The organism is Sinorhizobium mexicanum (assembly GCF_013488225.1).
Taxonomy (GTDB): domain Bacteria; phylum Pseudomonadota; class Alphaproteobacteria; order Rhizobiales; family Rhizobiaceae; genus Sinorhizobium; species Sinorhizobium mexicanum.
Genome location: NZ_CP041241.1, coordinates 1,396,277 through 1,420,134 on the forward strand (window position 1 = coordinate 1,396,277; position 23,858 = coordinate 1,420,134).

At 62.0% G+C, this 23,858-nt stretch carries 17 protein-coding genes; 5 read left to right on the forward strand and 12 right to left on the reverse strand.

Translation table 11 applies throughout. The features are described from left to right. The first annotated feature begins 283 nt into the window (after window positions 1-283). Together FKV68_RS30620 and pbpC are read left to right on the forward strand one after the other, a co-directional pair. Entirely contained in the window at window positions 284-5,740 is a 5,457-nt protein-coding gene (locus FKV68_RS30620) for an alpha-2-macroglobulin family protein (protein WP_180942656.1), read from the forward strand. Between the two features lie 7 nt (window positions 5,741-5,747). Next, window positions 5,748-8,135, forward strand: coding sequence for a penicillin-binding protein 1C (gene pbpC, locus FKV68_RS30625; RefSeq protein WP_245181887.1), 2,388 nt, complete (start codon window positions 5,748-5,750; stop codon window positions 8,133-8,135). A 99-nt stretch (window positions 8,136-8,234) separates the two neighbouring features. On the opposite strand, the gene FKV68_RS30630 is transcribed toward pbpC, so the two are convergent. Continuing rightward, window positions 8,235-8,540: a DUF982 domain-containing protein gene (locus tag FKV68_RS30630; RefSeq protein WP_180942657.1), complete on the reverse strand. Its 306-nt coding sequence runs from the start codon at window positions 8,538-8,540 to the stop codon at window positions 8,235-8,237. A gap of 290 nt (window positions 8,541-8,830) precedes the next feature. On the opposite strand from FKV68_RS30630, the gene FKV68_RS30635 reads away from it, so the two are divergent. Next, window positions 8,831-9,310 carry an Hsp20 family protein gene (locus tag FKV68_RS30635; protein ID WP_180942658.1) on the forward strand — a complete coding sequence of 160 codons (480 nt, stop codon included), beginning with the start codon at window positions 8,831-8,833 and terminating at the stop codon, window positions 9,308-9,310. 98 nt (window positions 9,311-9,408) lie between these two features. Next, window positions 9,409-9,921 (forward strand): Hsp20/alpha crystallin family protein, encoded by a 513-nt coding sequence (locus FKV68_RS30640; protein ID WP_180942659.1) that lies wholly within the window; start codon window positions 9,409-9,411, stop codon window positions 9,919-9,921. A gap of 63 nt (window positions 9,922-9,984) precedes the next feature. On the opposite strand, the gene FKV68_RS30645 is transcribed toward FKV68_RS30640, so the two are convergent. From FKV68_RS30645 to gcl, 4 genes are all read right to left on the reverse strand, one after another. After that, entirely contained in the window at window positions 9,985-11,253 is a 1,269-nt protein-coding gene (locus tag FKV68_RS30645) for a glycerate kinase type-2 family protein (protein WP_180942660.1), read from the reverse strand. 107 nt (window positions 11,254-11,360) lie between these two features. Beyond that, window positions 11,361-12,245, reverse strand: coding sequence for a 2-hydroxy-3-oxopropionate reductase (gene glxR, locus FKV68_RS30650; protein WP_180942661.1), 885 nt, complete (start codon window positions 12,243-12,245; stop codon window positions 11,361-11,363). 5 nt (window positions 12,246-12,250) lie between these two features. Beyond that, the gene (gene hyi / locus FKV68_RS30655; protein ID WP_180942662.1) at window positions 12,251-13,066 is read right to left on the reverse strand and encodes a hydroxypyruvate isomerase; all 816 of its coding nucleotides are present in this window, start codon (window positions 13,064-13,066) and stop codon (window positions 12,251-12,253) included. An 81-nt stretch (window positions 13,067-13,147) separates the two neighbouring features. Further along, entirely contained in the window at window positions 13,148-14,932 is a 1,785-nt protein-coding gene (gcl, locus tag FKV68_RS30660) for a glyoxylate carboligase (protein ID WP_180942663.1), read from the reverse strand. A 172-nt stretch (window positions 14,933-15,104) separates the two neighbouring features. Here gcl and FKV68_RS30665 point away from each other — a divergent pair, with 172 nt between their 5' ends. Continuing rightward, window positions 15,105-15,926, forward strand: a complete 822-nt coding sequence (locus tag FKV68_RS30665; protein WP_180942664.1) for an IclR family transcriptional regulator — start codon at window positions 15,105-15,107, stop codon at window positions 15,924-15,926. Between the two features lie 74 nt (window positions 15,927-16,000). On the opposite strand, the gene FKV68_RS30670 is transcribed toward FKV68_RS30665, so the two are convergent. The 7 genes from FKV68_RS30670 to FKV68_RS30700 form a co-directional block, all read right to left on the reverse strand. Next, the gene (locus FKV68_RS30670; RefSeq protein WP_180942665.1) at window positions 16,001-17,041 is read right to left on the reverse strand and encodes a LysR family transcriptional regulator; all 1,041 of its coding nucleotides are present in this window, start codon (window positions 17,039-17,041) and stop codon (window positions 16,001-16,003) included. An 8-nt stretch (window positions 17,042-17,049) separates the two neighbouring features. Further along, complete coding sequence (locus FKV68_RS30675) at window positions 17,050-18,849, reverse strand: thiamine pyrophosphate-binding protein (RefSeq protein WP_180942666.1); 1,800 nt, start codon at window positions 18,847-18,849, stop codon at window positions 17,050-17,052. Window positions 18,850-18,914: 65 nt separating this feature from the next. Beyond that, window positions 18,915-20,024 (reverse strand): Bug family tripartite tricarboxylate transporter substrate binding protein, encoded by a 1,110-nt coding sequence (locus FKV68_RS30680; RefSeq protein WP_180942667.1) that lies wholly within the window; start codon window positions 20,022-20,024, stop codon window positions 18,915-18,917. A gap of 83 nt (window positions 20,025-20,107) precedes the next feature. Further along, window positions 20,108-21,586 carry an aldehyde dehydrogenase family protein gene (locus tag FKV68_RS30685; protein WP_180942668.1) on the reverse strand — a complete coding sequence of 493 codons (1,479 nt, stop codon included), beginning with the start codon at window positions 21,584-21,586 and terminating at the stop codon, window positions 20,108-20,110. 53 nt (window positions 21,587-21,639) lie between these two features. After that, window positions 21,640-22,932 carry an amidohydrolase family protein gene (locus FKV68_RS30690; RefSeq protein WP_180942669.1) on the reverse strand — a complete coding sequence of 431 codons (1,293 nt, stop codon included), beginning with the start codon at window positions 22,930-22,932 and terminating at the stop codon, window positions 21,640-21,642. A gap of 46 nt (window positions 22,933-22,978) precedes the next feature. After that, the gene (locus FKV68_RS30695) at window positions 22,979-23,467 is read right to left on the reverse strand and encodes a hypothetical protein (RefSeq protein WP_180942670.1); all 489 of its coding nucleotides are present in this window, start codon (window positions 23,465-23,467) and stop codon (window positions 22,979-22,981) included. After that, window positions 23,454-23,819 (reverse strand): Rieske (2Fe-2S) protein, encoded by a 366-nt coding sequence (locus FKV68_RS30700; RefSeq protein WP_180942671.1) that lies wholly within the window; start codon window positions 23,817-23,819, stop codon window positions 23,454-23,456. Before FKV68_RS30700 ends, FKV68_RS30695 begins: the two co-directional genes overlap by 14 nt. Window positions 23,820-23,858: the final 39 nt, after the last annotated feature.

Consider the following 23,858-nt stretch of genomic DNA (forward strand, 5'->3'; position numbering starts at 1 on the left):
CAGGCTAGGGGCAGGCAACCGCGGTATCCGGCCGTCAACGCGTCGATCGCGTCAACCACCCGCGAGGACCGCGCAACGAGTTCGTCCATGAAAACGCTGGAGAATGGCATTTCCGGTGATTGTTGGCGGAGTCTCCTGACCCTGAATTCCGCTCTCCGTCAATCGCTCCGGTTGCAGCCTCGCACAAGCGGTCTGCTTGCCGCGTGGGCGATTGACAAGCCCCCGAGAACGTTGACAAAGTGACGCTCAATCGAGACGGGCAGCATTGGGAGGACTTAAGTCTATGCGCGCGCTTGTCGGCCTTTTCCCCCTTCTTCTCACCATCGCTTCCCTTGGCTCACCGGCTGTGGCGGCTGAAACGACCCGCACCGTCGAGATGACCCAAGACGGCGACTATTTCGGGTTCGATCTCCGCACCGAGCAGAACGTCTCGCTTCAGCAATGTGAGACCGCCTGCATCGCCGACCAGGCCTGCCGCGCCTTCACCTACAATCCAAAGGTGAAGTGGTGCTTCCTGAAATCCGACTTCAATCAGTTGAACACCTTCAAAGGCGCGATCGCAGGCAAGGTTGTCGAGACAGGCAGCAGCGAGCCCGATATCGGCGCGCCGCCACGTCTCTCCTTCATCTCGGACGATCTCCTGCAGCAGGCGCGTGACGTCAAGGCCAACCTTGCGCTCACCGAAGATCAGCAGGGTTTCGGCGTCAACGGCCTGATCGAAGCAGGACGGAGCGAGTTGACAGCCGGCAACGTCGAAAACGCGCTGAAGGCCTTTCGCGGCGCGGTGGCGATAACGCCGGATGACCGCGAGTTGTGGCTGGAGACGGCGCGTGCAGCCAACCGGATCACCGGCAACACCGAGATCGCCGGCCAGGCAGCGCTTGCCGCCCTCAACGGCTACCAACTTACCCGCACGACTCGGAGCCGGGCAGACGCGCTTGCGGTTCTCGCCAGGGCACTCGAAAACGCGGAGAACTATCGCGCTGCGCTCCAGGCCTACAAGGCGAGCCTCGAACTCGTGCAGGCGAACACGGTCGAAGCGGCTTACCTCGATCTCAAGGCACGGCAGGGTTTCCGCGTCACCGACCATACGATCGATGCCGACAGCGCCAGCCCGCGTGCCTGCGTCCAGTTCTCCGAGCAGCTCGTCAAGAGTGGAGCGGACTATTCCTCTTTCGTCACCCTCGACGGCAAGGCTCCGAAAGCGGTCGAAGCCAAGGGAAACCAGATCTGCGTCGAGGGGCTGGCCCATGGACAGCGCTATAAGCTGGTGCTGAGGCAGGGCCTGCCCTCCTCCGTCGACGAGGTCATCGAAACGCCCGTCAGCCTCGATATCTATGTCAAGGATCGCTCGCCGATGGTGCGCTTTACCGGCGACAGCTTCGTGCTGCCGTCGACCGCTCGGCGCGGCATTCCGATCGTCTCGGTCAATACCGAGAGCGCCAACCTCAAGCTCTATCGCATCGGCGACCGCAGCATTTCTTCGCTGCTCGTGAATTCGCAGTTCCTGACCCAGCTCGACGGCTACAGCGAGGAACTCATCAAGGACCAAAGCGGCGAACTCGTCTGGCAGGGCAGCATCGAGATCGCCACCGAACTCAACAAGGAAGTGGTGACCAGCTTTCCGGTGGACGAGGCGCTCCCTCAACGCAAGCCCGGCGTCTACGTCCTGACAGCAGTGTCGGGCGCCGGTCTCAGCCAGGATTGGGACGCCCGCGCCACCCAATGGTTCGTCGTCTCCGACATCGGCATCTCGACCTATGCCGGGACGGACGGCCTCACCGTCTTTGCCCGCTCGCTCGCCACCGCCAAGCCGCTCGACGGCGTCGAACTGCAACTCGTCGCGAAGAACAACGAGGTTCTCGGCACCGCAACGAGCGATGCGGAGGGCAAAGCGATCTTCGCCGCCGGTCTTATGCGCGGCACGGCGAGCATGACGCCGGCAGTCATCACGGCGAAGAAGGCCGACGCGGACTACGTCTTCATAGATATGACGCGCGCCGGCTTCGATCTTTCCGACCGTGGTGTCACCGGCCGCGCTGCACCGGGCGCAATCGACCTTTTCGCTTGGACCGAACGCGGCATCTACCGCGTCGGCGAGATGGTGCATGCGGCAGCGCTTGCCCGCGACGTGAACGGCGCTGCGATCGAGAACCTGCCGCTGACCTTCGTCTTCCTGCGCCCGGATGGTGTCGAGGACCGGCGTATGGTCAGCAACGGTGGCAAGCTCGGCGGCCACACGCTCGACCTGCCGATTCCGGAAAACGCGATGCGCGGCACCTGGACCATGCAGATCTTCGCCGATCCGAAGGCGTCCGCGATCGGCGAAAAGCAGTTCCTCGTCGACGACTTCGTACCGGACCGCACCGAGTTTGATCTGACGAGCGAGGCAAACGAGATCACCGTTGGCACGCCGGTGCCTGTCTCTGTTGAAGGCCGCTATCTCTATGGCGCGCCGGCGGCCGGGCTGACGCTCGAGGGGGAAGTCTCGATCAAGCCGACGCGCGAGAGCGCTGCATTCAAGGGCTACGTCTTCGGCCTTGCCGACGAGGAGGCGAGCGAAGACACGCGCCTGCCGCTCGAGGCGCTGGAGCCGCTGGACGAGAACGGCAGATCCATGTTCGACGTCGATCTGACCGAGGTCCCCTCGACGACGCAATTGCTCAACGCCAATGTCACCGTCCGCATGCGGGAAGCCGGCGGCCGCGCCGTGGAGCGCTCGCTCACCCTGCCGGTCAAGCCGGAGGGGCCGATGATCGGCATCAAGCCGGAGTTTTCGGGGGATCTTGCCGAAAGTTCGGTCGGGCGGTTCCACGTCATTGCAGTCGGGGAGGATGGCGCGAAAATCCCGATGCCCGGCCTGCTCTGGAAGCTGATCAGCGTCGAACGCAATTACCAATGGTATCGGGACGGAAGCGCCTGGAAATACGAGCCGGTCATCTCTACGAAACAAGTGGCGAACGGCACCGTCGACGTGACCGCAGACGGTGCCACGATCGCCGTGCCGGTCGGCTGGGGCCGCTACCGCCTCGAGATCGAGACGGCTGCGATCGACGGTCCCGCCTCCAGCGTCGAGTTCGATGCCGGCTGGTATGTCGAGGCTACCTCGACTGAAACGCCGGACGGGCTAGAGATCGCGCTCGACAAGGAGAGCTACACGATCGGCGAGACCGCGAGACTCAAGGTCTCGCCGCGCTTTGCCGGCGAATTGCTGGTCACGGTCGGCACGGAAAACCTGATCACGACGAAGACGGCGACCATTTCCGAGACCGGCGGCGAGGTGGAATTGCCCGTGACCGCCGAGTGGGGCGGCGGTGCCTATGTCACCGCGACGCTCTATCGGCCCGGCGATGCCCACGAGAGCCGCATGCCGATGCGGGCCATCGGCATCAAGTGGCTAGCGGTCGATCCGGCGGAGCGCAAGCTCGCAATCACGCTCGACGCGCCGGAGAAAATGCAGCCGCGCCAGCCCCTCGGCGTCAACCTCAAGGTGCGCGGCGCAGGCGCGAACGAGGACGCATACGTGACAATCGCCGCCGTCGACGTCGGCATTCTGAACCTCACACGCTATGAGGCACCCGATCCGGATGGCTGGTACTTCGGCCAAAGGCAGCTCGGCCTCGAGATCCGCGACCTCTACGGCCGCTTGATCGACGGTTCACTCGGAGCCACCGGCCGGCTGCGCACCGGCGGAGATGGCGGGCAAATGCCGCTGCAAGGCAGCCCGCCGACCGAAAAGCTGGTTGCCTTCTTCTCGGGGCCGGTGAAGCTCGATGCGGACGGCGAGGCGAAGGTCAGCTTCGATATTCCGCAGTTCAACGGCACGGCGCGGGTCATGGCCGTCACCTGGACGAAAGCCGGTATCGGCCATGCGGTCAAGGACGTCGTGATCCGCGATCCGGTCGTGGTGACCGCAAGCCTGCCGAAATTCCTGGCCCCCGGAGACCGCGCGGAGCTCAGGCTCGACATCGCCAACACGGATGCACCTGCCGGCAACTACCAATTGCAGGTGACGACCAGTGGTCCCGTGACCGTCGAACAGACCGGCGCTGCCGAAACCGTGCATCTTGACGCCGGCGGCAAGACCGCCGTCACGCTGCCGCTGGCGGGCCAATATCCCGGAAACGGGCTTGTCACCGTGGCACTTTCCAACGCCTCCGGCTTGATGATCGAGCAGCCATTGAACGTTGCGGTCCGCCCGGCCGCCTTGCCGGTCACCCAGCGGCAGGTGGTCAACATTGCTGCCGGCAGCAGCCTGACGGTCGACGACCAACTGCTCGCCGACAGCCTGCTGCAGGGCGCTTCCGTCAGTCTCAACGTCACGCGCTCGGAAGCCTTCGACATTCCGGCACTGTTGATGACGCTCGACCGCTATCCCTATGGCTGCGCCGAACAGACGACGAGCCGCGCCCTGCCGCTGCTCTATCTCAGCGAACTCGCAAAGCAGTCCGGCCTTGCCGACGACAGCGAGGTGGCGAAGCGGGTGCAGGAGGCGATCTACCGCGTGCTTTCCTACCAGTCCTCCTCCGGCAGCTTCGGCCTTTGGGGGCCCGGTTCGGGCGACCTCTGGCTCGACGCCTATGTGAGCGATTTCCTGACGCGGGCGCGCGAACAGAAATACGACGTGCCCGAACAGGCGATGGTGCAGGCGCTCGAAAATCTCCAGAATGCGCTGAGCTACGAGACCAACGTCAAGGACCGCGGCAACGAGATCGCCTATACGCTCTATGTGCTCGCCCGCAATCGCAAGGCGGCGATCAGCGATCTTCGCTATTACGCCGACACGATGCTCGACGATTTCCCGACGCCGCTCGCCAAGGCGCATATCGCCTCGGCGCTGGCGCTCTACGGCGATGCGGCGCGCTCGCAGAATATCTTCGCGGCATCCTTGAACATGTCGACCGGTTCCGGTCTTGTCAAAGTCAGCCTCGCCCGGTCCGACTACGGCTCGTCGCTGCGCGACGATGCGGCAGTGCTGGCGCTGGCCGCCGAAAGCCGCCCCGTGCCGGCGATCATTCCGGAGCTTTCCAGGATCGTCGCGAGGGAGTGGCAGCAGGCGCAATATACGAGCACGCAGGAACAGACCTGGATGCTGCTTGCAGCCCGTGCGATCCAGGGCGGTGACGAGGATATGAAACTCGACATCAACGGCGCCGCGCGCACCGGGAGTTACGCCGCACGCATAACCGGGGATGCCCTCATCGAGCACCCGGTCGTCATTCGCAACAACGGCGCCGACGCGGTTTCCGCCGTGGTGACGACCGTCGCGGCTCCCGCCCAGCCACTTTCGGCCGGGGGTGATGGCTTCACGATCGAGCGCACCTACTACACACTCGACGGCGCCGAGGCCGATGTCAGCGGAGCGCGGCAGAACGAACGTTATGTCGTCGTGCTCAAGGTCACCGAAAGCAATGATTGGCCGTCGCGCATGCTGATCACCGACTTGTTGCCGGCCGGGTTCGAGATCGACAATCCGAGCCTTGTCGACAGCGCGCAGCTGACAAACTTCGAATGGATCGGCGAAGTCGAGGCCGCCCATACCGAGTTCCGGAGCGATCGCTTTGTCGCAGCCTTCGATCGGTCGACCGGCGACAACCGTGAGATCACGCTTGCCTATGTCGTGCGCGCGGTGACCCCCGGCACCTATGATCATCCGGCCGCAAGCGTGGAGGATATGTACCGGCCGCAATTCTCGGCGCGAACGGCAACCGGCCGCATGGAGGTGCTGGCAGCCCAGTAGACGCGCCATGTCCTTCCTGCGAAAGCTTTTCATCGGCTTCGGGATGAGCCGCAAGGGCGTTGTTCCGGCGCCACCCCCCTCTGCCCTGCCGGACGTCTCCCCCACAGGGGAGGAGAACAGGGATGCGGCCGCTCGCTCCCCGGCGGCCATCGAGCTTGAGAGGCGTCCATCAGCCGGAGATGTCGCCTCCAATTCCGGCGGGGGTTGGGGACCGAAGCGTGGCCACTCGCCGATCTCCCCCCTTGTGGGGGAGATGCCCGGCAGGGCAGAGGGGGGTGCGGTCGGCACGGTCAAACCCGATTGTTTTCGACATCCCCGCCTCGGCGCGATTTTGATCGCACTGCCGATCGTCCTCGTCCTCACCGCGCTCACAATCGTCGGCCTCGAATGGGCGGACAAGGCCTTTCCGCCGCCGCTCGAGGAAGCCGGTACCGTCTCTGCCGAGGTGCTGGACAAAGACGGCCGCCTGCTGCGCGCTTTCGCGACCAAGGATGGTCTGTGGCGGCTGAAGACCACCGTGGAAGATGTCGACCCACGCTTTCTGAACATGTTGATCGCCTATGAGGACCAGCGCTTTCGCGATCACCACGGAGTCGACCCCTTGGCGCTGGGTCGCGCGGTGCTGCAGTTCGTCACAAGCGGCCGCATCGTTTCCGGCGCATCGACGCTCTCGATGCAGGTGGCAAGGCTGATCGAACCGCGCGGAGAGCGGACGCTGCCGGCGAAACTTCTGCAACTCGTCCGCGCCATCCAGATCGAGCTTCGCCTCAGCAAGGACCAGATCCTCGATCTCTACCTCACCCATGCGCCCTATGGCGGCAATCTCGAAGGGGTGCGCGCCGCAAGCCTCGCCTGGTTCGGCAAGGAGCCGCGCCGTCTCTCGGTTGCCGAGGCGGCGCTTCTCGTCGCGCTGCCGCAATTGCCGGAAAAGCGTCGTCCCGACCGCAATCTCGCCGCCGCAGAAGCTGCCCGCAAACGGGTCCTCGGCCGTGCGGCGGTTGCCAACGCAATCGGGGACGGCGAGGCCGAACGGGCGGCGGTGGCTGCCATACCAACCCGGCGGCTCCAGCTTCCCGCCTATGCAGCACATCTTGCGGAAGTGGCGCGTCGGAAGGAGCCGACGATCCTTCAACACCATACGACACTACGACGCGACATTCAGCGCGGGCTCGAAGCCGTTGCGCGCGAGGGGGCGGCGAAGCTCGGGCCGAAGGTCTCCGTCGCCATGGTAATGGCCGATGTCCGCAGCGGCGAGATCGTCGGCGAGGTCGGTTCGGCCGACTACTTCGACGCGAGCCGCGCCGGCTGGACCGACATGACGCGGGTCACGCGCTCGCCAGGTTCGACGCTGAAGCCCTTCATCTACGGGCTTGCGTTCGAGGAGGGACTGGTTGCCCAGGAAACCATCATCGAGGACCGGCCGGCGGATTTCTTCGGCTATCGCCCGCGCAACTTCGACATGAGTTATCAGGGCGACGTCAGCATCCGGCAGGCGCTGCAGCTCTCGCTCAATGTGCCGGCGATCCGCCTGCTCGATGCTGTCGGCCCGGCCCGACTGATGGTGCGATTCCGCCGGGCCGATGTGCGCCCTGCCCTGCCGCCCAATGAGGCACCGGGGCTCGCGATTGGCCTCGGCGGCCTCGGCATCAGCTTGCGTGATCTCGTTCAGCTTTACGCGGGCCTGGCCAATCGCGGCTGGCCGGTGCGGCTCGGCGACGGCATCGAGGGCAAGGCGGGCCTCATTGACGGCGAGCCGCTGCTCTCGACCGTTGCCGCCTGGCAGATCGCCGATATCCTCTCAGACGTATTGCCGCCCGCGGGCAGCCGCCAGCGCGGCATCGCCTACAAGACCGGCACCAGCTACGGTTATCGCGATGCCTGGTCCGTCGGTTTCGACGGCCGCTATGTGCTGGGCGTGTGGGTCGGCCGCCCGGACAACGGCGCAGTGCCAGGTCTGACCGGTTACGGTGCCGCCGCACCGATCCTTTTCGAAGGCTTTGCCAAATCGGGGATTGCCATCACGCCGCTGCCGGATCCCCCGGCTGGTGCCGTGCGTTTTGCGCAGGCCGACCTGCCGATCAGCCAGCGGCGCTTTTCGATGACGGCGAGCGGCCTGCTCTCAGCATCGGCCCGCGAGCCGGCGCCGCAGATCGTCTTTCCGCCGGAGGGCGCGCGCGTGGAGCTTGGCGGGACCAACAGTGAAACGATGATGCCGCTGACCCTCAAGTTGCAGGGCGGTCGCGCCCCGTTCCGATGGCTCGCCAATGGCCGGCCGTTACCCGATGTCACTCGCCGCCGCACCAGCCAATGGCTGCCCGACGGCGGCGGCTATTCCACTCTCACGGTCATCGATGCTGCGGGGCGGGCGGCAAGCGTTCGCGTTTTTGTAGAGTAATTCCGTTTCCGGACGGCATCAGGCGCGGCGGGTTCCGGGCGACTTCGCGCCCGTCCACCGATCGTCCATTTTGGATCGGTGGACGGCACTCACTCTTCCTCACGCACGCCGGGTTGATTTGCCTTCACCCGCCTGCCGGTGCGATGGATGGCCCGCCATCACGATCGGCATTTCGGCTTCAAGGCAGGCGGCGACGAAAGCCTCTCGGGCGATCGCGGCCGGCGTCATCCGGTTGAGCGCGCCGCGGCACGTGCGTACCGCACGTTCGTAGCGCTGGCCATTGCGTAGCGGCCACTCATTTTCGAGAAAGTCCAGGGCTTCGTATACGGAATTGAAGGTGTGCTTGATACCACTTGAAAGGCGTACGGTGATGGGATTTGTCCACGGAATCTCATTGAGAAGCATTGCTTCCTCCTTTCAGGCGCCATCAATGGATCGATGACACAGATATTGGCCCCGATCCCTGAAAATCAAGGCGCGGGCGCGTCGAAATTTTCCACGATATTACAAAGACTTGCATCCACCTTCTTGCGTGCCGCCGGATCATCCCGGCCGCGGCCGGCACAACCCCTTGAAACCGCTGCGGAAGTCACTAAATCGCACTTGCGGGCCGCCTTTCGGGGTTCGCAGTCGAGGGGCATCGTCCTCTTCGACGCTGCTCCTCATCGTCCATGTTGCTCAAGGAGGATATGGCTATGAGAACAACACTCGACTTTTCGCCCCTGTCTCGGTCAAGCGTGGGATTTGACCACGTTTTCGACCTGCTCGACGCAGCGAGCCGTCTGGCGCCAACCGACAATTGGCCGCCCTACGACATTCTTCGCGTCGGCGATAACCAGTATCGCATCGTCATGTCAGTCGCCGGCTTCGCGCCCGAGGAGATAACGGTTACGCACGAGCCGCATCTTCTTGTCGTTCGCGGCGAAAAGCCCGGAGAAGACAAGGCCGAATATCTCTATCGCGGCATTGCTGGCCGCAATTTCGACCGCCGCTTCCAGTTGGCTGATCATGTGACGGTCACAGGTGCCAACCTCGCCAACGGTCTGTTGGCAGTCGATCTCGTCCGTGAGTTGCCCGAGCAGATGAAGCCACATCGGATCGAAATTCATCAGGCTGACACACTGCCCCCGATCGAGGACCGCGAGCGGGCCGAAGGCGGCAAGCACGCCGCCTAGGGCATGCTGGCGACGGCCTTATGCCGAAGGCCGGCAAGCGCCGTCGCCGCCGTTGCTTTGGCGGACGGCTATAAAGACAAAGGAAAAGGAGCTGAACAATGAACGTACGTGATCTCATTCCATGGGGCCGCGCCCAGGAGCACGTGCCGACAACCTATCACGATGGCGACCGCAATCCGTTCCTGATGCTTCATCGGGAAATGAACCGGCTGTTCGACGACGTCTTCCGCAATTTCGATCAAGGAATGCCCTTTGCGCTGCCGAACCATCCTGGTTTCGGTGCCGGTTGGCCCAATGTCGAAGTCACCGACCGCGATAACGAGATCAAGGTCACGGCGGAACTACCCGGGCTCGACGAGAAGGATATCGAGCTATCCTTCTCCGAGGGCGTTCTGAGGCTGCGCGGCGAAAAGCGTGCCGAGAGCGAGGACAAGGAAAAGCAGTTTTCCGAACGCTACTATGGCCGCTTCGAACGGCGCATTCCGCTTGGATACGACATTGACGAAGGCAAGGTCAAAGCGTCGTTCAAGAACGGCGTACTGAGCGTCACGCTTCCGAAAACGGAGCAGAGCCAGAGCAAGTCCAAGCGTATTGCGATCGGGACCGAGTAGAAGCCGGTAGCACCCATCAGGCTCGGCGGCGGCTCAGCGCCGCCGGGCCGTTTCGACGCCACCCTACTGTACGAGGATGGCTCGAAAATCGTTGACATTGGTGCCTGTGGGTCCCGGCTTGAAGATATCGCCGAGTGCATCGAATGCGGTCCAGCTATCGTTGCATTGAAGCAGTGCTGACGGGTCCAACCGCTCTCCCCTGAGCCTGGCAATCGTCGTGCTGTCGGCAAAGGCGCCGGCATTGTCTTCCGAACCGTCGATGCCATCGGTGTCGGCAGCCAGCGCAGATACACCTTGGATGCCGTCGATACCGAGTGCCAGCGATAAGAGGAATTCGCTGTTGCGGCCGCCCTTTCCCTCGCCCTTGATAGTCACGGTCGTTTCGCCACCCGAGAGGACGACGACCGGCTTCGAGAACGGGCGGCTGCGCTGAGCCACTTCGCGCGCGATTGCGGCATGGACGCGCCCGACTTCGCGTGCCTCGCCTTCGATCGCGTCGGAAAGGATGATCGCCTCGATCCCGGCTTCACGGGCACGCGCGGCCGCAGCCTCCAGCGAGACGGCGGCGGAGGCGATCAGGCGCACTTCGTTTCGGGCAAACCTCGGATCGGACGGCGTCGGCGCGTCCGCAGCATCCGTCGCCAGCCACTGCATGACCTTTTCCGGCAACGACAGCCCGTAGCGCGCGACAATCTTCAAGGCGTCCCGGCGCGTGCTTTCGTCGGCGATCGTCGGACCGGAGGCGACCAGCGCCGGATCGTCGCCCGGGATGTCGGAGACGACAAGTGAGACGACTTTCGCGGGATAGGCGGCCGCTGCGAGCCTGCCGCCCTTGATCGTTGACACATGCTTGCGCACGCAGTTCATGGCGCTGATCGGCGCGCCGGAGGCGAGAAGAGCGCGATTGAAGGCGATTTCATCCTGCAACGACAGGCCGGCCGGTGGCGAAGGCAGGAGCGCAGAGCCGCCGCCGCAGATCAGCGCCACGACCAGATCGTCCTTGGTCAGGCCGCGAACCTCGGCGAGAAGGCGTTTCGAGGCATGCAGCCCGCTTTCGTCCGGCACGGGATGGGCGGCCTCCAGCACCTCGATGCGTTCGCAATGAACGCCGAAGCCGTAGCGGGTGACGACGGCACCGCTCAGCGGATCGTGCCAGAGGCTTTCGAAGGCGTGCGCCATCTGCGCGGCACCCTTCCCCGCCCCGACGACAACGGTCCGCCCCTTCGGCCTTTCCGGCAGGTTCGAGGCGATGACGAGGGCGGGATCGGCAGCGGCGACGGCCGAAGTGAACAGCGTTTCGAGAAAGGCGCGCGGGTCGGCGATCGGTGCCACGTTTATGTCTCCCAGAAAATGAAGGGCGGCGGCCTCCTCACTGCCGCCCCACGGATGAACGTTTCAAGGCTTCTTCGAAGCCCATGAAACGTTCTGCCCCTTCGAACCTATGCAACCTGATGGTTGGCCATCCGCTCGAGCGCCCGAACGAGGCCGGAATGGTCGAGCCCGCTGTCGCCGTTGGCTGCGCAATTGTTGAAGAGTTCCTGGGTGGCCGCCGTGTTCGGCAGCGAGATGCCGAGGCTCTTTGCGCCCTGCAGGGCCAGATTGAGATCCTTCTGGTGCAGCGAGATACGGAAACCCGGATCGAAGGTGCGCTTGATCATCCGGTCGCCATGGACCTCGAGAATGCGCGAGGAAGCAAAGCCGCCCATCAGCGCCTCACGCACCCGTGCCGGATCGGCACCGGCCTTGGACGCAAAGACCAACGCTTCGGAGACTGCCTCGATCGTCAGTGCAACGATGATCTGGTTGGCAACCTTGGTGACCTGGCCGTCGCCGCAGTCGCCGACAAGGGTGATGTTCTTGCCCATCAGCTTGAACAGCGGCAGGGCGCGATCGAACGATTCCTGCGAGCCGCCGGCCATGATGCTCAGCGAGGCATTCCTTGCCCCGACTTCGCCGCCGGAAACTGGCGCGTCGAGGTATTCCGCGCCCGTTTCACGAACCCTCCTGGCGAATTCCTTCGTTTCGATCGGCGAGATCGAGCTCATGTCGATGACCAGCTTGCCCCTATCAAGGCCGTAGAAGACGCCGTTCTCGCCGAAGAGGACATCCTTCACTTCCGGCGTGTCCGGCAGCATCAGGATGATCGTATCGACGGTCTCGGCGAGCGCCTTCGGCGTCTCGACAAATCTGAGGCCGTTATCGACGAGCTCCTGGCGCGGCGGGATGGCGAATTTCGACGTGATGATCGTATGCCCGGCATCCTGCAGGTGACGCGCCATCGGCGTGCCCATGATACCCAGTCCAATGAAACCGATAGATGCCATCGTGCTTAGCTCCTGATTTTGATGATGTCTGCGGACTGCTTGCGCTTGCGCTCGGCACCCAGCCAGCCCAGCCCATCGGCCGTCGTCGTGAGCGGCTTGTATTCGCACCCGATCCAGCCGTCGTAGCCGGCCGCCTCCAGCGCGTCGAATACGAAGGGATAGTTGATCTCACCGGTGCCAGGTTCGTTGCGACCCGGATTGTCGGCAAGCTGGACGTGGGCGATGCGGTCGGCGAAGCGCTTGTAGGTGCCGGCCAATTCACCCTGCGTGCGCTGCTGGTGATAAAGATCGTACTGGATGAAGAGATTGTCGCTCCCGACCTCGGCGATGATAGAGGCCGCCTGCTCCACGGTGTTGAGATAAAAACCCGGAATATCGAATCGGTTGATCGGCTCGATCAGGAGGCGGATGCCACTCTTGCCGAGTTCGGTTGCCGCGAGCTTCAGGTTCGCAACCAGCGTCGTGCGCAGGATATTGTCGGAGACGCCGTCCGGCGCGATGCCGACGAGGCAATTGACCTGCTTGCAATCGAGCGCGGTCGCGTAGTCGATGGCGGTCGCAACGCCTTTGCGGAATTCGTCGATACGGTCCGGAAGAATGGCGATGCCGCGCTCGCCGCGCGCCCAGTCGCCGGCCGGCAAGTTGTGCAGAACCTGGGTCAAGCCATGACGGTCGAGTGCGGCACGCAACGCCATCTTCTCGAACTCATAGGGGAAGAGATATTCCACCCCCTCGAAGCCCGCCTTGGCGGCCAGCGCAAAGCGATCGAGGAACGGCGCCTCGTTGAACAGCATGGTCAGGTTCGCAGCAAATCTCGGCATGCGATTGTTCCTCCTGGAAGTTGACGCGGGACGCGGGCGGAAAAACCGCACACACTTTTCCTCGTCCCGCTTTGATTGTTCTCAGTCGAGAAGGGCGGCGATCGCCGTCGGCACGTCCTCACCACGGGCGGCGAGTTCCTCGAATTCGACGACGGCGTTGATGTCGGCGCCCATGGCGATGTTCGTTACGCGCTCGAGAATGAACTCGATGACGACAGGGACCCGATGTTCATCCATCAGCGCCCGCGCCTTGTCGAAGGCTTCAGCGAATTCGTTGGGGCTGCGGACGCGGATCGCCTTGCAGCCCAGACCTTCGGCGACCGCGACGTGATCGACGCCGTAACCCTTCTCGGCATCGCCGCCGGCATTGATGTTGTCGAAGGCGAGGCTGACCTCGAAATCCATGTTGAAGCCGCGCTGCGCCTGGCGGATGAGGCCGAGATAGGAATTGTTCACGACCACATGCAGATAGGGCAGCTTGTGCTGCGCGCCGACGGCGAGTTCCTCGATCAGGAACTGGAAATCATAATCACCGGAAAGCGCGACGATCGGCCGGTCTGGATCGGCAGCCCTGACGCCTAGTGCTGCCGGCAGCGTCCAGCCGAGCGGACCCGCCTGGCCGCAATTGATCCAGTTGCGCGGCTTGTAGACGTGCAGGAACTGCGCACCGGCGATCTGGCTGAGGCCGATGGTCGAGACGTAGCAAGTGTCGCGGCCGAAGGCCCGGTTCATTTCCTCGTAGACCCGCTGTGGCTTGAGCGGCGTCTGGTCGAAGTGGGTCTTGCGCAGCATTGTGCGCTTGCGCTCGCGGCACTCTTCGGCCCAGGCCGACCAGTCGCGCAATTTGCCGGCGGTCTTCCATTCGGTGGCAACGTCGAGGAAGAGCTTGAGCGCCGCACCCGCGTCCGAGACGATGCCGAAATCCGGCGCAAAGACACGACCGATCTGGGTCGGCTCGATATCGACATGAACGAACTTCCGGCCTTCGGTATAGGTCGGGACGTTGCCCGTGTGGCGGTTGGCCCAGCGATTGCCCACGCCGAGCACGAAGTCGGAGGCGAGCAGCGTCGCGTTGCCGTAGCGATGAGACGTCTGCAGGCCGCACATGCCGGCCATCAGCGGGTGGTCGTCCGGGATCGTGCCCCAGCCCATCAATGTCGGAACGACCGGGATGCCGGTGATCTCGGCGAATTCGACCAGAAGGTCCGAAGCGTCGGCATTGATGATGCCGCCACCCGCGACGATCAGCGGTCGCTCGGCCTCGTTCAGCATGGCGATGGCCTTTTCGGCCTGCGCGCGGGTCGCCGACGGCTTATAGGGCTCAAGTGGCGAATAGGTTTCCGGGTCGAACTCGATCTCGGCGAGTTGAACATCGACCGGGAGGTCGATGAGAACCGGACCCGGTCTGCCGGAACGCATCAGGTGAAACGCCTTCTGGAAGACGAATGGGACCAGGGCTGGCTCCATGACCGTGACCGCCCATTTCGTGACAGGGCCTGCGATCGAAGCGATATCGACGGCCTGGAAATCCTCCTTGTCGAGGCGGGCGCGCGGCGCCTGGCCGGTGATGCAGAGGATCGGGATCGAGTCGGCGGAGGCCGAATAGAGGCCGGTGATCATGTCCGTGCCGGCCGGGCCCGAGGTGCCGATGCAGACACCGATGTTGCCGTGCCTGGCCCGCGTATAGCCTTCCGCCATATGCGAGGCGCCTTCGACGTGACGGGCGAGAATGTGGCGGATCGACCCGCGCGCCTTCAAAGCCGAATAGAGTGGGTTGATTGCGGCGCCCGGAACACCGAACGCGCAATCGATCCCCTCCTTTTCCAGAACATAAACTGCCGCATCGACCGCGCGCATCTTGGCCATGGAAACTCCTCCTGTTTGAATTAGGACGATAATCCATTTCCCGATTTCATCAATTAATAAATGGAAATCATTTCCATCATATGGAAATAAAGATCTTCAACAAAAAGGAGAAAATCGAATGCAATCGCGGTAGAGGAAGATGGACCGAGGCAACCGATTTGGAGAATGATTCATGGAGTTGACGGGCAAGGGAAAGCGCGGCCGCAAGGCCGCCGAGAATGCCGCGCCATCGTCCGTGCAAGTGCTCGACCGCAGCCTGGCGCTCCTGGCGATCGTTGCCGAAAACGACGACTCGACGCTGACCTCGCTTTCGGAGCGCACCGGCATGGCGCCCTCGACCGTGCACCGGCTGCTCACCTCGCTCGCCTCCCACGGCATGGTCATGAACGATAGCGACACGGGTGTGTGGACGGTCGGCCTCAAGGCCTTCGAAATCGGCAATGCCTTTCTGCGCTTTCGCAAGCTCGGGACGATTAGCCGCCCGTTCCTCAAAGGACTGATGGAGGCCAGCGGCGAAACGGCCAATATCGGTATCGAGGAAGGCGGCGATGTCGTCTTCATCTCTCAGGTCGAGAGCCATGCGCCGATGCGGGCTTTCTTCCGGCCGGGGCGGCGTGGCCCGGTCCACGCGTCGGGCATCGGCAAGGCTATCCTGTCGACGTGGTCCGACAAGGAAATCGGCCAGTTGATGTCCGGCCGAACCCTCATCCACTTTACCGAGAAGACACGTGATACGCTGCCCGGCCTGTTGCGGGACATTCAGGAAACACGGCTCAGGGGCTGGTCGATCGACGACGAGGAGCACACGCTTGGCATGCGCTGCGTTGCGGCCCCGATCTTCAACGAATATGGCGAGACGATCGCCGGCATATCGATCTCGGGCCCCTCGGTCCGGGTAACCGACGAAAAGCTCGCCACCCTCGGGCCGATGGTCAGAGAAACCGCCGATGCCCTGACACGCGCGATGGGCGGCAAGCGGCCGGAGGAACTGTAGCGGAAGGCAAATTCCGGCGGCAGCTTCTATTGGCGCGCACCTCCGCCCCGCGGACCGTCAATTATGCAACTGTACTATGAGAGCAGTCGTGCCCATGGTTTGACCAAGCTCAGATAGACATCCATCAGCCTCTGGAGATGATCAATCACACGCTGGTCGTCCAGAACCGGCACTTCGGAATGTCGCCGAACCATATAGAGCGTACGCGTGAGGGCAGGCTTTATGATGCGGCGAGCGGCGAGCGTTCCTTCGCGCACTTCTTTAGCGATCAAGCTGTAGGGCATGATCATCGCCGCGGCGCCAGACGCGATTGAATCGATCGAATGAACTTCATGGGCAATGCGAACGTCGAGCGACAATCTCCTGGCTTCGCTTTCGACAATATGACGCAGAACGCCGCGTTCGCCGCCAATTGCAAGGTCGTATTGCAAAGCCTCTGTAAATTCGATGCTTTCTTCCTGTGCGGCCTGGCTCGAAGCGGTGACGAACAGAAGATCCTCCTCCAGGACCGCTGTCCGTTTCAAGCCGGACCATTCACCGACATTGTTGAGGAATGCGACATCGACTTCTCCCGCTTCCAATGCATGCAACAGCGTTGGTGGCCCCTCTTCAACGACGCGGACCGTGACATCTGGCATTGTTTGGTCCGCATCGGCCAAGAGATCTTGGCCGAGTAGCTTTGACATTGTTCGACCCACGCCGAGCCGCAGTTCAATCCGCTTGGCGGCCTTGAGCGCACGGACTTCGTTGGCTGCCGTCGCGACATCATCGAGAATATGCTGCGCATGCGTGTAGAGAAGTCTGCCGGCCGGGGTTGGGGTGATGCCGCGCGAATGCCGCACAAGCAATTCGATGCCAAGCTCGCCTTCGAGCTGCTTGATCTGCGAGCCGAGTGCAGGTTGCGCGACGTTCAGCGTTTCGGCCGCAGCTGTCATGTTGCCCAGCTCGACAACCTTGCGGAAATAGGTCAACTGCCGAAAATTTATGTGACGTTCCTCCCAAAGTGTGACGACATTGCTTCTCGTCCGCACTTGAGGGATCAGTTCGCCCCTTTTTGCCAAGACTACGGCGCATGCGTACCTTTTCACGCATGCGCCTTTCTTGACAAGCGTCAAGCGGTTGTTCAACCGGTGAATTGAGTAATCGTGTCGATCAGGGCGGGAACGCCGCTTTTCACTTTGGCAATGGCACGTTCCAGTGCCGGGCCGATGTCCGCCGGATCCTCGATTGGGCCTTCCGCATACCAGCCGCATCCTCGGGCCAGCGTTGCGAAATCGGGGGCAGGATCAAACAAGTCCATGCCGATATGCGCGCGGTTGACCGGCGTCCCGCGCTGTTCGGCCACGGTCACCTGGTGTTCCCAATCGTTGTAATAGGCGCGGTTGTTGTGCATGACACAGAGGAACGGCACCTTGTGCTTGGCAGCGAACCAAAGCGCGCCGACATCGAAGAGCAGATCGCCGTCCGTCTGGCAATTGACCACCAGGCGACCCGTGCCGCGATGCGCAAGCGCGATGCCAAGGGAAATGCCTATCTGTGTTCCAGGACCGAGACCTCGGCCTGCCCAGCGATAATGCCTGTCGAAATCCCAGAGCTTGGGTGCCCAGTCCTCGAACGGGTTCGTGGTCAGGACCCAGTCCTCATGCCTGATCTTCTCCCACACCTCGCTGGCAAGGCGCGGCAGTGCAATCGGGCTGGCATTCCAGTTCTCACTCGCTTCCTCGCGCCATTTCGCGCGTTGGGCATCATGCATCCCGGCCACCGCGTGCGACCGTTCCTCTATGCGCCTTGCAAGATGTCTATCGTCCCTGGAACGTTTTGAAATCAGCGAGGTGAGCGCCGGCATTGCAAGGGCCGGATCGGCAAGCAGCCGCTGCGAACAATCAGGGTAGCGCTGATAATCGGCTGCCCATTTTGAAATTTCGATATCGGCAAAGCCGATGTCCAGCCACTCGCACCCCTTCGGGTAAAGAGGTTGCAGTGTACGGTTGATCCGGTCGTTCACGTGGGTCGGTCGCTCCCAGTCCCGACAATCGAGCAAGGTGATGAGATCGGCCTGTTTGAAGACCTCTTTGTTCATGCGCATGTCGAGTGGATGCTCGGTAGGGAAGTTCAGACGCCATTGCGTGTCGACGACAGGCGCACCGAGCGCTTCGGCAAGCGCGACAGTATTGGAAAAGCCATTCGGATCGCAACCGACGTATTGCGGAAGCAACACCGGCCATTCGGCCGAAACGAGGCGGTCCGCGGCTTCTTCCAGCGCTTTCGGATCGGGTGCTATGCGGCTCGGTACCGTTGCCGAAGCGGGTGACGGCAAGGTAACCGGTGCAGCAAGGGGCGCTTCCTGCAGCGCGGCATCATAGACCATGTAGATCGGACCGCGCGGCTCCGTCATCATGATCGAATAGGCGCGGGCAAAACTGTCGACGACACCGTCGATGCCGCCTGGCTGGTAATCCCACTTGACGTAATCGCGCACCTGGGTGCCCTGAACATTGGCCGTATGAGCCCAATCGACGCGGGGGCGGCGCTTTCCTTCGTCCATCGGGCCGGTGGCGCCGATCAAGAAAACCGGCGCACGGTCCGTGTAGGCGGTATAAACGCCGAGGGTCGCATGAAGCAGACCGACAACGTTGTGGACGATCACGGCAAGCGGCTTACCTGTCGCCTTGGCATAGCCATGCGCGATCTCGACGGCGATTTTTTCATGCAGGCAGACCAGCATTTCCGGCGTGTTGCCATTGTGATTGACAAGCGAGTCGTGCAGGCCGCGATAACTGGCGCCTGGATTGAGCGTGATGAAGGGAAAACCGTATTGCTTGATCAGATCGGCGATCACATCGGACTGCCATCCGAACGGTGCCGAACCTTCGCTCTCCTCCAGCGCCTTGGCCTTCGGATCAACCTTCTCCTGCATCGTCATGCATTCCGCTCCTTGGGTAAGAAAATGAGCGGCGGAGGCCGCCGCCCAACAGAAACGTTTGCCGATCAGTCTTTCTTGAGGGCCTGCTTCAAAAACCCGACCATTTCCGGCGATTGATCGAGTGCCTTCTTGACCAGATCGGCGACTTCGTCACCAATGGCCGGGTCGAGCGGCAGACCGAGCTTATCGGCTTTGGCGACGAACTCCGGATCGGATATTGCTGCGGAATAAGCGTCCCGCAACGTCTTCAGGATGTCGTCGGGAATCCCCTCCGGACCCACGGTAAGGCGCGAAATGTCGCTCTGCGATTCAACGAGTGCGATGGCCTTTTGCGCTTCCGCGTTGTCGACCAACGTTGCCAGCTGAGGAACATCGGTATCCGAGCCACCAATCTGCGCAAGGAACTTGCCATGGCCTTCCTTGACGAAGGGTTCGAAGCTCGACCGCGAACTGATCACACCCTGCACTTCGCCCCGCATGATGGCGAGCTGGTCGTCATTGCCGCTGTAGCCGCTGATGATATCAATCGGCAGCTTCAATGCGCTAACCAGGATCGTTGTGTTGACCTCCGACGCACTGCCTGCTCCCGAAGTGGAGAACTTCAGCTTCTTGTCGAGACTCTGCAGTTCCTTGAAATCCTTGATATTGGCGTCAGCCGCTACGACAACCACACGCGGATCCGAGGCTGCCTTGCCGATCCACGACATCTTCGTGAGGTCGAACCTGACGCCTTCGTTTCCAGAGAGCTGGCTATAGACCAGCCCCGTGTTGAAGCTACCGATCGTCAGTCCGTCCGGGGTCGACGCAGCGATGTAATTTGCGCCAAGGAGGTTGCCGGCCCCGGGCATGTTGCGCACGACGAAGGTCGAGCCCGGCAGGTGCTTCTGCATGAACTCGCAGACCAGTCGGCCATAGGTGTCATAACCACCGCCGGGTTCGGTCGCGATGATGTAATTCACCGTTTTACCGTTGAAGTATTCTGGCCCCGATTGCGCCATGGCAACCGTTGCCCATCCACATGCAAGAAGAGCGGCACCAGCTGCGATGCCTCTCGAAAAAATAGTCATTGAACTCCTCCCTTTCGCTCTACACTGTTGCCGAGAACCCTCGGCAACGTGGCTGCCCAGCCAGCCAATTCCTCCAAACGACAAGCCTCCCTGGCCGCGCAGATCCAATCCGACCGCGCCGCACGCTCACGTCTTTTCAGATGATGATGGACACGTCCTCTGCTGTGCCGCTCACCACCAGGGGCGACCGCTCACGACGCCGTTTGCGCCCGCGCCCCGGAGAAGTGGATGTTGATGTTCTTCTCCTGTGTCGCGGCAAGGAGTTCCTCGAGACACTCCTCGCGGCCCAGACCAGACTGTTTGTAGCCGCCGAAGGGCGCCCCGAGCACGTGCCGGCTGGTGCTGTTTACCCAGATATAACCCGCCTGAACTGCCGCCGCCGCACGATGCGCCTTTTCCAGGTCGTTGGTGTAGATCGACGAGGTCAGCCCGTATTCGACGCAATTGACGTCCTTCAGCATGGCGTGTTCATCAGACCACCGGATAACCGACTGCACGGGGCCGAAGATCTCTTCCATGGCGATGCGCATCGATTGCTTCACGTCGACGAAGACTGTCGGCTCGATAAAACAGCCCTCTGCAAGCTCCGGATTATCGGGTCGCTTACCGCCATAGACGACGCGCGCTCCCTCCCGCTTCCCGGTTTCGATATACCCGAGAACCTTTTCGTAGTGCGCGCGGCTAATCAGCGATCCCATAGTCGTTGCAGGGTCGGTTGGCAGGCCGGGCTTGAAGCGGCTGATATATTTGCCGATGCGCTCAACAACTTCGTCATGAATGGCATCATGCAGGAAGAGGCGACTCATCGAGCCGCAGGATTGACCGCACCAAGCGTAGTTCATGCCGCTGACGGCTGCCGCCGCAACACGGTCCGGATCGGCATCCGGAAAGGCGATGAGCGCATTCTTGCCTCCAAGCTCCAGCGCCACCTTCTTCAGAGTATCGGCTGCCGAACGCATCACCGCTCGGCCGGTCGGAACGCTGCCGACGAGCGAGACGGCCGCAATCGACGGGTGCGATGACAAGACCTGGCCGAACTCGCGACCGCCTGTCAGCACATTGAGCGTCCCGGCAGGGAAAAGCGGACCGATCAGTTCTGCAAGGCGGAGCCCTGACAGTGGCGCCTGTTCGGACGGCTTCAGGATGACGGCGTTGCCGGCTGCCAGCGCGGAGGCGATCTTGCTCGCGCAGAACTGGAATGGATGATTGAACGCCGTAATTCTGGCCACGATACCGAGCGGTTCTCGTACGGAGAAATTGATGGCATCCGGCCCGACCGGTATCGAAGCTCCCTTCATCTCCGTCACGAGACCTGCAAAATATTCAAATCTCTGGACAGCCGAGACCGCATCCTTGACCATCGGTGTCATCGGATTGCCGCCATCGACCGCATCGAGCAAGGTCAGTTCCGGACCGTGGCGGCGGATGACCGCCGCCGCTTCCTTCATGATCTTGCCCCGCTCAAGCGGCAGGACGTTGCGCCATTCCTCAAAACCCTTCTGCGCCGCAGCAATCGCCCGTTCCGCATCTTCCAAGGTCGCTTCCGGAACCGGGCCGAGGTCCTCGCCGGTTGCCGGGCTGATGCTGTGCTTCACTCCGCCCCTGACGGGAGCGTGCCAGCCACCGCCGTAGAAGAGCGCGCGCTCCGCCGGGAAAACGATATCTCCCATTACTTCCATTCCTCCCACAGCAGCCCGACCGATGGTCGTCGGTAGATCTTTCTTCAAAGAGCGGGTTGGGGCGGCGTCTGCTCCCGCGCCGGTGCGGCGGTCGAACCCCGATAGTTTCCATATTTGATCAGGTTCTGCCGTTGAGCGTCATTGCGGGGCTCCAGCTTGAAGAGGCGGGCCGCTGTTCCACCGATGATGTTGTGCTTCGCCCTATCGCTGAGAAAAGGGAGATCCCAGATGGTCGACGGCAAGTCGAAATCCCAGTGAGGATAATCCGAAGCATACATCAGCTGCGTTTCGGCATTCATCATCCGAAACGTCGTTTCCAGGGCCTGCATGTCCTGGATTTCCATCGGCTGCGTGGAATAGAACATGTCCCGCATGTAGTCCGACGGCTTCTTCTTCAGAAGCGGACATTCCGAGGGGCGGAGCATGAATTCATGATCGAGCTTCTGCATGAGGAAGGGGATCCATGCCAGCCCGGATTCGATCCAGATGACCGGCAGCTTGGGGAACCGCTCGCCCATGCCGTTCACAACCCAGTTGGTGCAGTGCAGAATGCTGAACCAGCTAAAGCCGAGAGCGTGCGCGGAAATAAAGCGGTTGCAGCTTTGGAAGGTCGAGGAGTTCCAGTTCGGCCCCGAATGGAATGCAAGCGCAAGCCCACGCTCCTCCAGAGCCCGATAGAGCTTCATATAGGCGTTGTCATAGACGGCCATCTTCTCTCGGACGGACGTGACCATGAAACCGCCTACGCCTTTGCGGTCACCGAAGGTTTCCACCATGCGCAGACAGCCTTCCGGATCGCTGAAAGGCAGGCCCAGCATCGTGTACATGCGACCCTGCGATTCCGGCAGGACCTTCTCGGTCACCCAGCGGGCATAGGCCCAGGACAGTTCGAACTCCATTTCCTTCTGGGGATGCAGGCCGATATTCAGCATGCCCGTCGGAAAGAGGCATGAATAATCGACCCCCATTGCGTCCATCCAGCGAAAGCCGAGCTCGACATCCCGCTTCGGCCCCTTCTCGACAGGCGTCTTCTCTGACGACCGCATGGGATAACGGGTTACGCGCCCACCCATGTCTTGCCAGCCGTAGCCGACCGGCGAAATATGACCGCGTCCTTTCGTGCGGCTGGAAAGCGAGAGCTGCTTGAAGACCTCGTTTTCCATAAAGGGGATGATCTCGGAGAGATTTTCATTCTCGTAATGATGCGCATCGCAATCTACGATCAGCACATCTTCATATCTGCGGTCACGCGCCTGCTTGGCGGCATGATCGAGAAGCCTGGTCGTGTTGAGGTCTTCGATAGGGACGCGGCGGCCGCGATCGGAAATAAGGTCCATGGTGGCTTTGCTTTCAAAGAGATTGTCTGGCTGAGGCAAGCTGCGGTTATCGCGAACTCCAGCTCTGCCAGAGGGCGAGCTCGAACACCTGCAGATCGACGGCTTTGAGCAGCGCACCGCACAGAACCATCGCATCGGTTGCCGTGACCGTCGTCTGTTCGCTGAGCACGTCGAAATGATTGCCTCGTTCGTCATTTGCCGCATAGAGCCGGCAAAGCGCGCTCATGAGCGCCTGTTGTGCGCCAACATCGATGCGGCCAGGATCATCGTCGGAAACTGCCGTCTCGATCTCGGCCGCCATTGCCAGCATGGAAGCCGACAACTGATGGAGAGGCTGAGATTCTGACGATGGTTGCGCCGGGATCCGGCGCAACAGCTCCACCTGCGGCGCTGCTGCCTCACCCTGCTTTTTGCGCTCCACGATCCGGGCCGCTTCGGTTCCCGATTCGATGCCTTTGAAAACAGCCTTCACGAAGGCGACCTTTTCCGCCGCATCGGGTTCACAGGCCGAGACCATGCGTTCAGACGACGACATAGACATCCTCCCCCTTCTGCAAGACTTGATATTTGCGCAAGCGGACTCTGCGATCGGCAATGTGCTGGCCGGTGCGCATATCGTATTCATAGCCATGCCAGGGACAGGCGAAGCTCATGTCCTTCTCGGAAAAGAAGAGACCCATTGATGTCTTGTCAGGTCGCAGGCGCTCCTCGACCCGCGCGATAATCAGCCCTTCGCAAGCCGGGCCACCCTGGTGAACGCAATAATTGCTATAGGCGAAAAATTCGCCCTCGTGCCTGAACACGCCGATTTCATCATCGCCGATCCGAATGATCCGCCGTTCACCGTCCTTGAATTCGAACGACTTACAGACGTATTGCTCGCCCAAAATTGACCTCCCTTGACTGCATGCTTTGGAGCATCGTTC

Bases quoted from the DNA above. Each gene is read 5' to 3' on its own strand.
- FKV68_RS30620 (WP_180942656.1), top strand. From the start codon at position 284: ATGCGCGCGCTTGTCGGCCTTTTCCCCCTTCTTCTCACCATCGCTTCC.
- pbpC (WP_245181887.1), top strand. From the start codon at position 5,748: ATGTCCTTCCTGCGAAAGCTTTTCATCGGCTTCGGGATGAGCCGCAAG.
- FKV68_RS30630 (WP_180942657.1), bottom strand. From the start codon at position 8,540: ATGCTTCTCAATGAGATTCCGTGGACAAATCCCATCACCGTACGCCTT.
- FKV68_RS30635 (WP_180942658.1), top strand. From the start codon at position 8,831: ATGAGAACAACACTCGACTTTTCGCCCCTGTCTCGGTCAAGCGTGGGA.
- FKV68_RS30640 (WP_180942659.1), top strand. From the start codon at position 9,409: ATGAACGTACGTGATCTCATTCCATGGGGCCGCGCCCAGGAGCACGTG.
- glxR (WP_180942661.1), bottom strand. From the start codon at position 12,245: ATGGCATCTATCGGTTTCATTGGACTGGGTATCATGGGCACGCCGATG.
- hyi (WP_180942662.1), bottom strand. From the start codon at position 13,066: ATGCCGAGATTTGCTGCGAACCTGACCATGCTGTTCAACGAGGCGCCG.
- gcl (WP_180942663.1), bottom strand. From the start codon at position 14,932: ATGGCCAAGATGCGCGCGGTCGATGCGGCAGTTTATGTTCTGGAAAAG.
- FKV68_RS30665 (WP_180942664.1), top strand. From the start codon at position 15,105: ATGGAGTTGACGGGCAAGGGAAAGCGCGGCCGCAAGGCCGCCGAGAAT.
- FKV68_RS30675 (WP_180942666.1), bottom strand. From the start codon at position 18,849: ATGACGATGCAGGAGAAGGTTGATCCGAAGGCCAAGGCGCTGGAGGAG.
- FKV68_RS30685 (WP_180942668.1), bottom strand. From the start codon at position 21,586: ATGGGAGATATCGTTTTCCCGGCGGAGCGCGCGCTCTTCTACGGCGGT.
- FKV68_RS30690 (WP_180942669.1), bottom strand. From the start codon at position 22,932: ATGGACCTTATTTCCGATCGCGGCCGCCGCGTCCCTATCGAAGACCTC.
- FKV68_RS30695 (WP_180942670.1), bottom strand. From the start codon at position 23,467: ATGTCGTCGTCTGAACGCATGGTCTCGGCCTGTGAACCCGATGCGGCG.